Annotated in this window: 12 protein-coding genes; 8 read left to right on the top strand and 4 right to left on the bottom strand. The window is 62.5% G+C overall.

Going from position 1 to position 14,059, the window contains the following annotated elements; translation table 11 throughout:
• Positions 1-71 precede the first annotated feature (71 nt).
• The gene (locus FH061_RS02180; protein WP_404822415.1) at positions 72-2,333 is read left to right on the top strand and encodes a cyanophycin metabolism-associated ABC transporter; all 2,262 of its coding nucleotides are present in this window, start codon (positions 72-74) and stop codon (positions 2,331-2,333) included.
• Complete coding sequence (locus FH061_RS02185) at positions 2,330-2,791, top strand: cyanophycin metabolism-associated DUF1854 family protein (protein ID WP_151632492.1); 462 nt, start codon at positions 2,330-2,332, stop codon at positions 2,789-2,791. Before FH061_RS02180 ends, FH061_RS02185 begins: the two co-directional genes overlap by 4 nt.
• 42 nt (positions 2,792-2,833) lie before the next feature.
• Here FH061_RS02185 and FH061_RS02190 read toward each other — a convergent pair whose 3' ends face one another.
• The 3 genes from FH061_RS02190 to FH061_RS31440 form a co-directional block, all read right to left on the bottom strand.
• On the bottom strand, positions 2,834-3,286 hold the full coding sequence (locus tag FH061_RS02190) for a universal stress protein (RefSeq protein WP_151632494.1): 453 nt from the start codon (positions 3,284-3,286) through the stop codon (positions 2,834-2,836).
• Positions 3,287-3,446: 160 nt separating this feature from the next.
• Entirely contained in the window at positions 3,447-4,007 is a 561-nt protein-coding gene (locus FH061_RS02195) for a glutathione peroxidase (RefSeq protein ID WP_225984446.1), read from the bottom strand.
• A gap of 95 nt (positions 4,008-4,102) precedes the next feature.
• Positions 4,103-4,285 (bottom strand): hypothetical protein, encoded by a 183-nt coding sequence (locus FH061_RS31440; RefSeq protein WP_264158721.1) that lies wholly within the window; start codon positions 4,283-4,285, stop codon positions 4,103-4,105.
• On the opposite strand from FH061_RS31440, the gene FH061_RS02200 reads away from it, so the two are divergent.
• Positions 4,221-4,571: a response regulator gene (locus tag FH061_RS02200; protein ID WP_264158720.1), complete on the top strand. Its 351-nt coding sequence runs from the start codon at positions 4,221-4,223 to the stop codon at positions 4,569-4,571. The genes FH061_RS31440 and FH061_RS02200 overlap by 65 nt on opposite strands.
• 355 nt (positions 4,572-4,926) lie before the next feature.
• Complete coding sequence (locus FH061_RS02205) at positions 4,927-5,754, top strand: Crp/Fnr family transcriptional regulator (protein WP_225984447.1); 828 nt, start codon at positions 4,927-4,929, stop codon at positions 5,752-5,754.
• On the opposite strand, the gene FH061_RS02210 is transcribed toward FH061_RS02205, so the two are convergent.
• Positions 5,751-6,788: a LysR family transcriptional regulator gene (locus FH061_RS02210; protein WP_151632502.1), complete on the bottom strand. Its 1,038-nt coding sequence runs from the start codon at positions 6,786-6,788 to the stop codon at positions 5,751-5,753. The two genes, FH061_RS02205 and FH061_RS02210, sit on opposite strands and share 4 nt — an antisense overlap.
• 214 nt (positions 6,789-7,002) lie before the next feature.
• Between FH061_RS02210 and FH061_RS02215 the strand changes: the two genes are divergently transcribed.
• The 4 genes from FH061_RS02215 (at position 7,003) to FH061_RS02230 (ending at position 13,986) form a co-directional block, all read left to right on the top strand.
• On the top strand, positions 7,003-7,866 hold the full coding sequence (locus tag FH061_RS02215; RefSeq protein ID WP_151632504.1) for an alpha/beta hydrolase: 864 nt from the start codon (positions 7,003-7,005) through the stop codon (positions 7,864-7,866).
• A 77-nt stretch (positions 7,867-7,943) separates the two neighbouring features.
• The gene (locus FH061_RS02220; RefSeq protein ID WP_151632506.1) at positions 7,944-9,176 is read left to right on the top strand and encodes an efflux RND transporter periplasmic adaptor subunit; all 1,233 of its coding nucleotides are present in this window, start codon (positions 7,944-7,946) and stop codon (positions 9,174-9,176) included.
• A 166-nt stretch (positions 9,177-9,342) separates the two neighbouring features.
• Positions 9,343-12,516, top strand: a complete 3,174-nt coding sequence (locus FH061_RS02225) for an efflux RND transporter permease subunit (RefSeq protein ID WP_151632508.1) — start codon at positions 9,343-9,345, stop codon at positions 12,514-12,516.
• On the top strand, positions 12,517-13,986 hold the full coding sequence (locus FH061_RS02230; RefSeq protein ID WP_225984448.1) for an efflux transporter outer membrane subunit: 1,470 nt from the start codon (positions 12,517-12,519) through the stop codon (positions 13,984-13,986).
• Positions 13,987-14,059 lie beyond the last annotated feature (73 nt).

Genomic DNA, 14,059 nt, shown 5'->3' on the forward strand with positions numbered 1-14,059 from the left:
CAAATTTACATTCTGCAAACAAATTTCCTCCTGTTTGCCCTTTCAGAGCCTGAATGAACACAGCATCCCCCATGGCATTGCCTGCCAAGAGCCCGATTCCGACGGCATGGCAACAGAAGTTGCACCCGCGCCTGCGCGACGGCGAAACCGTTGTCGCCGGTCTCGAACTCGATCTTGACCTGAATCTGCGGTTTGCCGCAGGTTTCGTCGTCGTCACCAGCCAGCGCCTGCTCGCGGCTTCCGGCCCCGAGGCCGACTGGCAGGAATGGGCCTACCGGCCCGACCTAGCACTGACCCATCATGATCATGCAGGCGTAGGCACGCTGGAATTGCATGACAGTCAACGCCGCCTCGCCCTCTGGCGCTATACCCTCGGCCACAATCCGGAAGCGCTGCGGCTGATCAAGCACTTCGAACAGCAATGCGAGGCAACGCTGAAGGGGCGTCCCGTCACGGAGCCGGAACAGGCTGCCTGCCCGAGCTGCAAGGCGCCCTTGCCGGAAGACCAGGAGGATTGCCCGATATGCACGCGGGAAATTCATACTCCGCCTTCGACTTGGACACTGTTTCGCCTGTGGCGTTTCGCCAAGCCATACAAGGGGCAGCTGCTGCTGGGCTTTTTGCTGACGCTGGCGTCCACGGCGGCCACGCTGGTGCCGCCTTACCTGTCGATGCCGCTGATGGACAATGTGCTGATCCCGTACCAGAACGGCCAGTCCATCGATGTCGATCTGGTGGCGCTGTATCTGTCCGGCCTGTTCGGCGCGGCGCTGGTGGCCTGGGTGCTCGGCTGGGCCCGCACCTACATCCTGGCGCTGGTGAGCGAGCGCATCGGCGCCGACCTGCGTACCTCGACCTATGAACATCTGCTGCGGCTGTCGCTGGAATATTTCGGCGGCCGACGCACCGGCGACCTGATGGCGCGCATCGGCTCGGAAACCGACCGCATCTGCGTGTTCCTGTCGCTGCACCTGCTCGACTTCGCCACCGACGTGCTGATGATTGGCATGACGGCGGTGATCCTGGTATCGATCAATCCCTGGCTGGCGCTGGTGACGCTGCTGCCGCTGCCTTTCATCGCCTGGATGATTCACGTCGTGCGCGACAAGCTGCGCCACGGCTTCGAAAAGATCGACCGGGTCTGGGGCGAAGTGACCAACGTGCTGGCCGATACCATTCCCGGCATCCGCGTGGTCAAGGCTTTCGCCCAGGAAAAGCGCGAAGCCGCACGTTTCCGCGAGGCCAACAAGCACAACCTGCAGATCAACGACCGCGTCAACAAGGTATGGTCGCTGTTTTCGCCGACCGTCACTTTCCTGACTGAAATCGGCCTGCTGATCGTCTGGGCCGTCGGCATCTGGCAGGTATCAAAAGGCCTGATCACCGTCGGCGTGCTGACCGCCTTCCTGGCCTATATCGGCCGCTTTTACACGCGTCTCGATTCGATGAGCCGCATCGTATCGGTCACGCAGAAGGCCGCGGCCGGCGCCAAGCGCATCTTCGACATTCTTGATCATGTCTCCAGCGTGCCGGAATCGCAGAACCCGGTGCACCTGCAGCGCATCGAGGGCAGCATCCACATCAAGGATGTCGGCTTCCGCTACGGCAATCGCGCGGTGCTGCGCGGTGTCGATCTGCAGATCAGGCCGGGCGAAATGATTGGCCTGGTCGGCCACAGCGGCTCCGGCAAGAGTACTCTGGTCAACCTGATCTGCCGTTTCTACGATGTGTCCGAAGGCGCGATCCTGGTCGACGGCGTGGATATCCGCTCGCTGCCTGTCGCGGAATACCGCCGCCACATCGGCCTGGTGCTGCAGGAACCCTTCCTGTTCTTCGGCACCATCGCCGACAACATCGCCTACGGCAAGCCGAATGCGACACGCGAAGACATCATTGCCGCCGCCCGCGCCGCCAATGCCCATGAATTCATCCTGCGCCTGCCGCATGGCTACGATTCCATGGTGGGCGAACGCGGCCAGACGCTGTCGGGCGGCGAACGCCAGCGCATCTCCATCGCCCGCGCCCTGCTGATCGATCCGCAACTGCTGATCCTCGACGAGGCGACCTCATCGGTCGATACCAGCACCGAAAAGGAAATTCAGAAGGCGCTGGACAACCTGGTGCGCGGCCGCACCACCATCGCGATCGCGCACCGCCTGTCGACGCTGCGCCAGGCCGACCGTCTCGTGGTGCTGGACAAGGGCCAGATCGTCGAGGTCGGCAAGCATGAGGAATTGCTGGAGCGCGGCGGCGCCTATTTCAAGCTGTACCAGGCGCAGCAGCGCCAGGCGGAAAACGAAGGCCTGGTTGTAATGAGCGAGGACATGGCATGAACAACTTCTCACTGACCCGCAATGCTTTCGGCAAGCTGGTGTTCAGCTCGGATGACGGCATCCATGAAGGCGTGGTGCCGGTGCGCGCCTTTCCGATCGCGGCGCCGGACACCGGCATCGCGCTGGTGGATGCGGACGGGCATGAACTGGCATGGATCGAACGGCTGGCGGATCTGCCGCCGGCCACACGGAGCTTGCTGGAAGAGGAGTTGAAGAGCCGCGAATTCCTGCCGGAAATCAAACGCATCATCGACGTGTCGACGTTTGCGGTGCCAAGCACCTGGAAGGTGGAGACCGACCGTGGCAGCGCCAGCTTCGTGCTCAAGGGCGAAGAAGATATCCGGCGCGTGGCCGAATCGACGCTGCTGATCGCCGACAGCCACGGCGTGCAATTCCTGGTCCGCGATACGCAGGCACTGGACAAGGCCAGCAAGAAGATCCTCGACCGCTTCCTCTGAACCTCGGAAGCGGTATTCCCGGGGCGAAGCCTTATCTGGCTGTCAGATCTGCTTCGCTTCCGCAGCCACCAGCACGCTGCAGCGGATCTTCTCCACCAGCACCGCGTCCATGGCGCCGCGCCACCAGCGCATCGCGAACGGCTTGTGGCGAGAATGGCCGACGATCACCAGCTCGATGCCGAGCCGGTTGACGAGATCGCCGATGACGGTCACCGGCTCGCCAACCTCGAGATGCGGCGTCACGCTCAGGCCGCCTTCGGCCAGCATCCTGCGGCCCGACTCCAGGACCTGTGCCATCGCATCGCGCTCGGCGAGTTCCTCGTCCATGGTCGGCACGGCGGCCACGAATTCGCCGGCCAGCACGATCGGCGTCGGCGACACCACCGCAAGCAGATGCACCTGGGCTGCCGGCCCCGGCGCAAGCCGTATGCACTCCTGCAGCGCGAGCCGGCTTTCCGGCGTGCCGTTATAGGCGACCAGTATTTTCTGATACATGCTTGCCCCCTTGGTATGCGTGAATAAGCGCGATGATCCGCGAATTTAAAAATTCGACTCCCTGGTTCCATCATACAGCGCAAGCGGACTTCGGCAATCGGTTTTGCGCAATACCGGGCTGCCCGCGATGCGGCCTCTTCTCCCTTGATGGACGCCGAACCTACATTTTCTGCGCCAGCGCTTTTTCGAGATCGGATACCAGCTTCCTGTCATCTGGCGTCACGCGGCTGCCGTAGTTGGCAACCACTTTGCCGCTGCGATCGATCAGGTACTTGTGAAAATTCCACTTGGGCGAGGCGCCGGTAATCCTTGCCAGTTCCGCATGCAGCGGATTGGCCTCCTTGCCGGTGACGGAGCTCTTGGCGAACATCGGAAACTTGACGCCGTAGGTGTTGAAGCAGAAATCCGCGATCTGCTTGCTGTCTCCCGGCTCCTGGCCGCCGAAATCATTGGAGGGAAAACCGAGCACCACGAGCCCGCGCGGCTGGTATTTGGCGAAGAGTTTTTCCAGGCCCTCGTACTGGCTGGTGAAGCCGCAATAGCTGGCGGTATTGACGACCAATACCACCTGTCCCGCGTATTTGCAGAGGTGTTGCGGCGCATCGTCCTGCAGCCGGTTGAAACGCTGGTTCAGAAGCGCAGGACAGGACGCATCCGTCTGGGCCAGAACCGGTGCGGCCGCGCCAAGCAGCAAGCCGCAAAAAACCAGGGATTTGAACATGGTCGACTCCATATTGAAAATTCGGCAAGGCAGGACATTCTATGCAAAAACGCCACGGTGATGCCATATGGAAAGTTTCTGGCATACACTGGCGGTTAAACTCTTCTTCCATGATAGGTAAAGCCGCCACGGCCACAATAAGGATTTTGTCCGATGCTGAAAGTCGTCGTCATCGATGCCAATGCGATATCCCGCAATCTTCTCACCAGCGTACTGACCAGCGGCGGCCACGATGTCGTTGGCGATGCCAATACCAGCCCGGCGGGAATGGCATCCATGATCAAGCTGCAGCCTCAATTGGTATGCATCGATATCGGCACGCCGGATGACGACGGCTTTGCCAAACTGGACAACATCCGTGGCAGCTTGCCAAAAGCCCTGGTTTTTCTGGTATCGGGGAAGATGGAAGCCTCCACCGTTCAGCGGGCAATGGAAAGCGGCGTGCATGGATTCATCGTCAAGCCGTTCAATGGTGCCAGCGTTCTTACAAACATCCGCAACGCGATCATCAAGATTGCAAAGCAACATCGTCAAGCAGCCACGTCAAATAAGCCTGCTGACTGACCTCAACAAAGAAGCAGCAGCGCAAACATGACGTAACAAGAAGTAACTGCAGCGTCTGTTTTCCCCAATTTCCTGCAAACCCGCGCCATAGCTAGGTTTCAGGCGATTTCCCTTGCTTTAATTGCATGCATTTGAGCAATTTTTATTCCAACTGGTAACAAAGTGTTAGGTCTGGTGTAGGAATAATCTGATACAGACGCCTACTGTACCGACATTGCTAATCATCCTCTCGCTGATTTCCGGGAGTCAGTGGAATGGACATAATCTCAACCACTGATTGCGACGTCGCAAACAAATTGCGGCGAAGAATAACCACCAATTATTTGAAAAAGGTACAGCAATGTTGACTTCGCACATGACCGACGTACGTTCCAATGGCATCTCCCTGGCAACACCTTCCCCGTCCGGTACAGCATGGCAGCGTCAAGCCAAATTGTGGTCGAGCCTGAAGGAAGTGTGCGACTTGCTGCGCATCTCGGCGCGCATCACCAATGATGATTTCCAGTTCCAGCACATGCAGTTCAAGGCCGGCCAGCGCATCCACACCATCGGCCAGCCGTTTGACATGCTCTACATCGTCAACTCCGGCTTCCTGAAGACCGTGATGATCGACGAACTCGGCAACGAGCAGGTGCTGGGCTTCCCGATGAAAGGTGACATGTTCGGCATCGACGGCATTCACCGCAAGCAGTATTCGACCGAAACCGTGGCACTGACCAACTGCGACGTGATCCTGGTTCCGTTCAAGATCTTCTCGACCCTGGGCCGCACCCATTCCGAACTCGAGTCCGCCATCTACGGCGTGATGAGCCGCGAACTGGTACGCGAACAGGGCATGATCGGCACGCTGGGTTCGCTGAGCGCCGAAGCCCGCGTTGCACGTTTCCTGGTCTTCCTGTCCGAGCGTTTTGCTGAGATGGGCTACTCCGGCTCGCAGTTCAACCTGCGCATGACACGCCAGGAAATCGGCAACTATCTCGGCCTGACACTCGAAACCGTCAGCCGCACCTTCTCGGCGTTCAATGCGATCGGCATGATTTCGGTGGACCAGCGCGCCATCGTGATTCATGACCTGCAGTCGCTGCGCACCCTGCGCCGCCTGCCGCCGTCCCGCGTCCGCGCCAAGGCCGACAGCGCCAAGAAACGCGCTGCCGCTGCCGCGCAGCCGATGGCTGCTGCCTAACCGACCTGATCGGTCGGCAATCCATGCACCAGCGGGTGCCCTTCCCCAAGCAGGGGCAAGGGCACCGCAACAGCCTCCGAAACCTTCGGTTGTATTTTTCCCAGCATCTTCGAGCAACGCACCACACCGTCCTGCAAGCCGTCACAGGCTGCAAACAGCTCGGCTACCCATTCCACGAATACCCTTACCTTCGCCGACAGATGCCGGTTTTGCGGATACACCACATGCAGCGGCACCGGGTCCACGCACCAGTCATCGAGCACCAGTTCCAGTTCGCCTGAAGCAAGCATTGGCTGAATCGCAAACAGCGAAGCCTGAGCAATGCCCAGCCCCGACAGGCTGGCTTCCATGTACGCATCCGAATCGTTGACGGCAACGCGTCCGGGCACGCGGATCTGTATCCGTTCGCCCTCGCGCCCGAAATCCCATTCGTAGATCTTGCCTGTCTTGGCGGAAAAATAATTGATGCAGCGGTGATGCATCAGATCATTCGGATGCTGCGGCCGGCCGTGCCTGCTCAGGTAGGACGGCGCCGCGCATGTCACGAAATGCAGCATGCCGACCCGGCGCGCGATCAGGCTGGAATCAGCCAGTACTCCGCCGCGCACCGCGCAGTCGATGCCTTCCTCGATCAGGTCGACGAGGCGATCGCCGCAGCCGATTTCCAGTTCGATTTCCGGATAGCGCTCGAAGAATTGCGGCAATGCAGGAATGATCACATGGCGCCCGATGCCGGTGGGCACGTCTACCCGCAGGCGGCCGCTCGGACTGGCCCGGTTGCGGGACAAGGATTCTTCGGCGTCGCGCACATCGGCCAGAATGCTGAGGCAGCGTTCATAGTAGGCGGCGCCGTCGGCTGTCACGCTCACATGCCGCGTGGTGCGGTTGAGCAGCTTTACCGCAAGCTCCAGTTCCAGGTTGCGGATGAGCGTGGAAACCGTGGCCTTCGGCAACTGCATGTTTTCGGCCGCGCGCGTGAAACCGCCCGCATCGACGACCTGCACAAAGACTTCCATTGCCTGCAATTTGTCCATGGGGATCTCCCTCAAAGCCAGTGAATGCGGGAGACCGCCTTTTGGGAAGCTTCCGCCGAAACAGCAATGTAACTCATCTTCGCCGACTATTTGTACTGGCGTTCATTGTTCAGGAAGCCGAACAGTCAATTCGCTCTATTGCTATTTATCCAGATTGGAGAACAACGCTATAGTGCGGCCCATGATGGATTAATGAATGTCATGAGCCGATACCATGGGTTTGCAAAAAGCTGATCTTCCGCCGGAATTGGAGGCGCTTGCCGCGCAGGTGAAAATGCGTACGCAGGCGGTCAAGGGCGCGCGGCGCGAACTCGCCACCCAGCTTTACCTGCCGCCGGTGATTGCCGCCGAGGGACTCATCGTTTACTTTCCGGGCGGCGGTTTCGTCGAAGACGAGCTGGAACTGTGCGAGCCGTTCTGCCGCCTGCTGGCCGCGCGTACCGGCTTCACCGTACTGGCATCGAGCTACACGCTGGCGACCGAGCACCCCTTTCCCGCCGCCGTCGAGGATGCGCATGCGGTACTGTCCTGGGCCGGCCGCTATTGCAAGCGTAAGGGCTGGAAGTCCGCCCGCCTGATCGTGGCGGGACTGGAAGCCGGCGGCAACCTGGCCGCCGTATCGGCACTGATGGCGCGCGACCGCGGCGGACCGAGTCTGGCGGCGCAGATACTGATGATGCCGATGCTCGATCCGGGCCTGACCACCTGTTCGATGCGCACGGTAGCCGCCCGCAATGGCGGCGTGGAAGCGGCCAATGCCTGCGCGGCGGCTTATCGCGGTTACCTGCCGCATGCGATCGACCGCGCGCATCCGTATGCCTCGCCGCTGCAGTCGAGCCGCATGAAGCATCTGCCTCCGGCGCTGATCCTGTCGGCCGACGACGATCCGCTGCGCGACGAAGCCGAGCATTACGGCGCCAAGCTGATCGCCGCCGGCGTACCGACCACCGTGCGCCGCCTGCCGCCGATCGCGATTGCCGACCCGAATGCCCGATGTAGCTGTACGCGCAAGGAAAGCGCGCTGCATGAAGTGGAAACCTTCATCGCCGGACTCAGGCCAGGCGATTCCGCCTCTTGACCCTCCCACTGCGGGAGGCTGGATACTCATTACCGAATCTACCGAATTACAGCATTGTCAGTCCAAGGAACAAGAACATGAAGAATATTGCCAACTCGATCACATTTCGCCAGCTACCCGCTGCGCTGGCGCTGAGCGCCGCTGCAATCATCCTGTCCGCTTGCGGACAGCCTTCCGCCCAGGAAGCACCGAAGGCCGCCGGCGGCCCGCCGATCACCGCGGCCGAGGTGATCGAAAAGCAGGTTGTCGAAACCCAGGAATTTTCCGGACGCCTGGAAGCGGTCGACCGGGTGGAGATCCGTCCGCGCGTATCGGGTTTCATTGCTTCGGTCAATTTCAAGCCGGGCGCCGAGGTCAAGAAGGGCGACGTGCTGTTCGTCATCGATCCGCGACCCTACCAGGCGGAAGCCAGCCGCACCGAAGCCGCCGCGCTGGCCGCCCGCGCCAAGGCCGATCTGGCCAAGCTGGAACTGGCTCGCGCCGAAAAGCTGGTCGCGGAAAAGGCGATCGCCCAGCGCGAAGCCGATGAGAAGGCTTCCAGCGTGAAGGAACTGGAAGCCACCGCGCGCGCCGCACAGGCAGCCTATGACGCAGCGAAGCTCAACCTCGGCTTCACCCAGGTGCATTCGCCGATCAGTGGCCGCGTCAGCAAGGCCGAAGTCACGACCGGCAACCTGGTGGACGGCAGCGTGATCCTGACGTCGGTGGTGTCGAGCAATCCGATCTATGCCAGCTTTGACGGCGATGAAGACACTTTCCTGCGCGTCGGCGCCCAGTCGCGCAACGGCAAGCAGGTGCCGGTCCGCATCGGGCTGGCGAATGAAGAGGGCTTCCCGCATGAAGGCAAGCTGGAATTCGTCGACAATCGCGTCGATCCGGCTACCGGCAGCGTGCGCATGCGCGCCACCTTCAGCAATGCCGACAATGCGCTCGCTCCCGGACTGTTTACCCGCGTGCAGCTGGCGGACGGCGGCGGCCAGAAGAAGGCCTCACTGATCAACGACCGCGCGGTTGGCACCGACCAGAACCGCAAGTTCGTCTATGTGATCACCGCCGACGGCAAGGCCGAGTACCGACCGGTCAAGCTCGGCCCGGTCATCGATGGCCTGCGCGTGGTGCGCGAGGGCCTGAAGCCGGGCGAGAAGATCGTCGTCAACGGCTTGCAGCGCGTGCGTCCCGGCGCGCCGGTCACCGCGCAGATGGTGCCGATGGATGCGCCGCCGCAGGCAAGCAGCGCGCCTGGCAAAGACGAACAGAAGGGCGAGCAGAAGGCGGAAGCCAAGAGCGGCTCTTCGCCGACGAAGTCCTGAGCCCGGGGCCGGAACACAACCCCACACTGCCACACCCCGGCGCAAGCCGGAGACCGGCGTCGAACTTCACCCCGAACCCGGTGAACGACGCTGGCGAGCGGCGCTTGTCCGCGGACTTGTCAACGCCCCGGCAAGCCGACTTATTTAATTGAATGCGAGAGCTTTCATGAACTTCTCCAGATTTTTCATCGACCGCCCGATCTTCGCGGCCGTCCTGTCCATCATCATTTTCGTGGGCGGCGTGCTTGCCCTGTTCAAGCTGCCGATTTCCGAATACCCGGACGTGGTGCCGCCTTCGGTGGTGGTGCGCGCCATGTATCCGGGCGCCAATCCGAAAGTGATTTCCGAAACCGTCGCCGCACCGCTCGAAGAGCAGATCAACGGCGTGGAAAACATGCTCTACATGTCGTCGCAGGCCACCTCCGACGGCGCGCTCGCCCTGACCGTGACTTTCAAGATCGGCACCAATGTCGAGCAGGCCGAGACCCAGGTGCAGAACCGGGTGCAGCGCGCGCTGCCGCGCTTGCCGGAAGAGGTGCGCCAGATCGGCGTGACCACCGTCAAGAGCTCGCCCAACCTGACCATGGTGGTTCACCTGTCCTCGCCCAACGGCCGCTATGACGATGTCTACCTGCGCAATTACGCGGTGCTCAACATCAAGGACCAGCTCTCGCGCATTCCGGGCATGGGCGAAGTCCTGCTGTTCGGCGCCGGCGACTATGCCATGCGCGTCTGGCTCGATCCGCAGAAGGTCGCGGCGCGCAGCATGACGGCCAGCGATGTGGTCGCCGCCATCCGCGAGCAGAATGTGCAGGTTGCCGCCGGCGTGATCGGCGGCTCGCCATCGAAGAACGCCGAGTTCCAGCTGACCGTCAATACCCAGGGCAGGCTGCAGTCGGAAGAAGAGTTCGGCAACATCATCGTGCGCACCGGCGCCGACGGTTCCGTCACCCTGCTCAAGGATGTGGCGCGCGTCGAACTCGGCTCCACCGACTATGCGCTGCGTTCGCTGCTCAACAACAAGTCGGCGGCGGCGATCGCGGTGTTCGAAGCGCCGCAATCGAATGCGCTGCAATTGTCGGCCGACGTGCGCGCCAAGATGGAAGAGCTGAAGCAGGATTTCCCGGAAGGGGTGGAATACAACGTGGTGTACGACCCGACGCAGTTCGTGCGCGAGTCGATCAACGCGGTGATCCACACCCTGCTTGAGGCCATCGCGCTGGTGGTGCTGGTGGTGATCGTGTTCCTGCAGACCTGGCGCGCTTCCATCATTCCGCTGGTCGCGGTGCCGGTGTCCATCGTCGGCACCTTCGCCGTGCTGATGATGTTCGGCTTCTCGATCAATACCCTGTCGCTGTTCGGCCTGGTGCTGGCCATCGGCATCGTGGTCGACGATGCGATCGTGGTGGTGGAGAACGTCGAACGCAACATCCACGCCGGCCTGTCGCCGCGCGATGCGACGATACAGGCGATGAAGGAAGTGAGCGGCCCGATCATCGCCATCGCGCTGGTGCTGTGCGCGGTGTTCGTGCCGATCGCCTTCGTGTCCGGCCTGTCCGGCCAGTTCTATCGCCAGTTCGCATTGACAATCGCGATCTCCACCGTGATCTCGGCATTCAACTCGCTGACGCTGTCGCCGGCACTGGCCGCCACGCTGCTCAAGCCGCATGATGCGCCCAAGGATGCGCTGACACGCGGCATGGACAAGGTCTTCGGCCGCTTCTTCGCCTGGTTCAACCGCGTCTTCGGCCGCGCTTCCGAGCGCTACGAGGGCGGCGTGAAAACCGTGCTCAACCGCAAGGCGCTCGCACTGGTGGTCTATGCCGTGCTCGGCATTGCCGCGGTGTTCGTCTTCAAGTCGGTGCCGAGCGGTTTCGTGCCCGGCCAGGACAAGCAATACCTGGTCGGCTTCGCGCAGCTGCCCGATGCTGCCTCGCTCGATCGCACCGATGCGGTGATCCGCCGCATGTCGGACCTCGCCCAGACCGTGCCCGGCGTCAAGGATTCGATCGCCTTCCCCGGCCTGTCGATCAACGGCTTCACCAATGCGCCGAATGCCGGCATCGTGTTCATCGGCCTCGACGCCTTTGACAAGCGCACTTCGCCGGAGCTGTCGGGCGGCGCCATCGCGCAGCAGATCAATGCCAAGCTGGGCGGCATCGAGGATGCCTTCATCATGGTGTTCCCGCCGCCGCCGGTGAACGGCCTGGGCACCATCGGCGGCTTCAAGCTGATGATCGAAGACCGCGCCAACCTCGGCTACGACGAACTCTACAAGGCGGTGCAGGCATTGCAGATGAAAGCCTGGCAGACCCCGGAACTGGCTGGCGTATTCTCCAGCTTCCAGATCAATGTGCCGCAGCTGTTCGCCGACATCGACCGCACCAAGGCCAAGCAGCTCGGCGTGCCGCTGGCAACGATCTACCAGACGCTGCAGATCAACCTCGGCTCGCTGTACGTGAACGACTTCAACCAGTTCGGCCGCACCTATCAGGTCAAGGTGCAGGCGGATGCGCCTTACCGCTCGCATGCGGAGGACATCGCGCAGCTGAAGGTGCGCAACAACAAGGGCGAGATGATCCCGCTGTCGTCGCTGATGCGGGTGAAGGACAGCTACGGTCCCGACCGCGTACAGCGCTACAACGCCTATGTCTCCGCCGACATCAACGGCGGCCCGGCTCCCGGCGTGTCCAGCGGCCAGGCGCAGGCGGCAATGGAAAGGATCGCCAAGGAAGTCCTGCCCAAGGGCATCACCTATGAATGGACGGAGCTGACCTACCAGGAGATCCTGGCCGGCAACACCATGATCGTCGTGTTCCCGCTGTGCGTGCTGCTGGTGTTCCTGGTGCTGGCCGCCCAGTACGAAAGCTGGACGCTGCCGCTGGCGGTGATCCTGATCGTGCCGATGTCGATCCTGTGCGCGCTGCTCGGCGTCAAGCTGACCGGCGGCGACAACAACATCTTCACCCAGATCGCGCTGTTCGTGCTGGTGGGCCTGGCGTCGAAGAACGCGATCCTGATCGTGGAGTTCGCCCGTGAATTGGAAATGCATGGACGCAGCGTGGTGGAGGCGGCGCTGGAAGCCTGCCGCCTGCGTCTGCGCCCGATCCTGATGACGTCGATCGCCTTCATCATGGGCGTGGTGCCGCTGGTGTTTTCTTCCGGCGCCGGTGCGGAAATGCGGCATGCGATGGGCGTGGCGGTGTTCGCCGGCATGCTCGGCGTGACGCTGTTCGGCCTGTTCCTGACGCCGGTGTTCTATGTGCTGCTGCGCACCTTCGCCAAGCGTTTCGAGAAGCCGGCGGCGGTTCTGCCGCCTGCCACCGAAGGAGCCGTGTAAATGACGACCAACAAGATCATGACGATGACAACATTCCTGCCGAAAATGATGACGCCGCTGCTGGCGGCACTGATCCTCGCCGGTTGCGCCGCGCCCGAGCTGCGGTCACCCGAGATCGATATTCCCTCCGGCTTCAAGGAAGCGGAGGCATACAAGGTGGATACCAGCGCCGACGCGGCGCGCTGGAAACCGGCCCAGCCGGCCGAGGCGCAGCCGCGCGGCGAATGGTGGAAAGCCTTTAACGATGCCGCGCTGAATCAGCTGATCGATGAAGCCACCAGCGCCAACGCCAACCTGGCGGTTGCGGCGGCGCGCGTCAAGCAGGCCCGCGCAATCGCCGGCATCGCCGAGGCCGACCGCATCCCGGCGGTCAATGCCGGGATCGGCGGACAGCGCGCACGCTCCTCTGCCGTGTCGCGCGGCCTGCCGGCGGGAACCGACGTCGCCCCGGGCAATGTCTGGCAGGGACGGCTGACGGCGAGCTATGAAGTCGACCTGTTCGGCCGCGTCGGCAACAACATCAGCGCGGCGCAAGCCGATGCCGCCGCCAGCGAAGCCAGCTACCGCTCGGTGCTGCTGGCCTTGCAGGCCGATGTGGCGCAGACGTATTTCCTGCTGCGCGCGGCCGATGCGGAACTGGCCTTCCTGAACGAGACCGTGCGGCTGCGGGAGGAAAACCAGCGTATCGCCCAGCGCCGCTACGACCTTGGCGACGTCGGCGAACTCGATCTGTCGCTGACGAAAACCGAGCTGGCGACGACCCGCTCGGAAGCCATCGCGGTGGAACGCCAGCGCGCGCAGCTGGAACACGCGCTCGCGGTCCTGCTGGGCAAGCCGGCGGCCCGCTTTGCGGCCGACAGCAATCCCCTGCAGACTTCATTCGCGCCGCCCGGCATTCCGGCCGGCCTGCCGTCAGCACTGCTGGAGCGCCGTCCCGATATCGCCGCCGCCCAGCGCGCGATGATGGCCGCCAATGCCCGTATCGGCGTGGCACGCTCGGCGATGTTCCCGTCCCTGTTCATTACCGGTGCAGGCGGCGGCGAGTCGCAGGACCTGTCCGACCTGTTCAAATGGTCGAGCCGCACCTGGGTGATCGGCGCCCTGTTGTCATTACCGGTCATCGACGGCGGCCGCAACCGCGCCAACATCGCCCGCAGCGAGGCCGCGCTGGAAGAATCGGTGGCCGGCTACCGGCAAAGCGTGCTGACGGCCTTTGCCGAAGTCGAAGACAACCTGGTGGGATTGCGCACGCTGTCCGGCCAGGCGCAGTCGATCGATGATGCCGTCGCCTCGGCGCGGCGCTCGGTGGAACTGGCCAACAAGCTTTATTCCGCCGGCCGCTCCAGCTACCTGGAGTTGCTGGATGCGCAGCGCAACCTGGCCGCCGTCGAACGCCGCGCGGTGCAGCTGCGCGGCGCGCGGGCAGCGACCACGGTGGCGCTGATCCGTTCGCTCGGCGGCGGCTGGTAAGCCTGCAGGCGACCAGGATTTCAAGGAGAGGCGCGGGAAAGACGACGATGCGGTGCCGGGATTATTCCATTTT

Source organism: Noviherbaspirillum aerium (assembly GCF_008929045.1).
GTDB lineage: Bacteria > Pseudomonadota > Gammaproteobacteria > Burkholderiales > Burkholderiaceae_D > Noviherbaspirillum > Noviherbaspirillum aerium.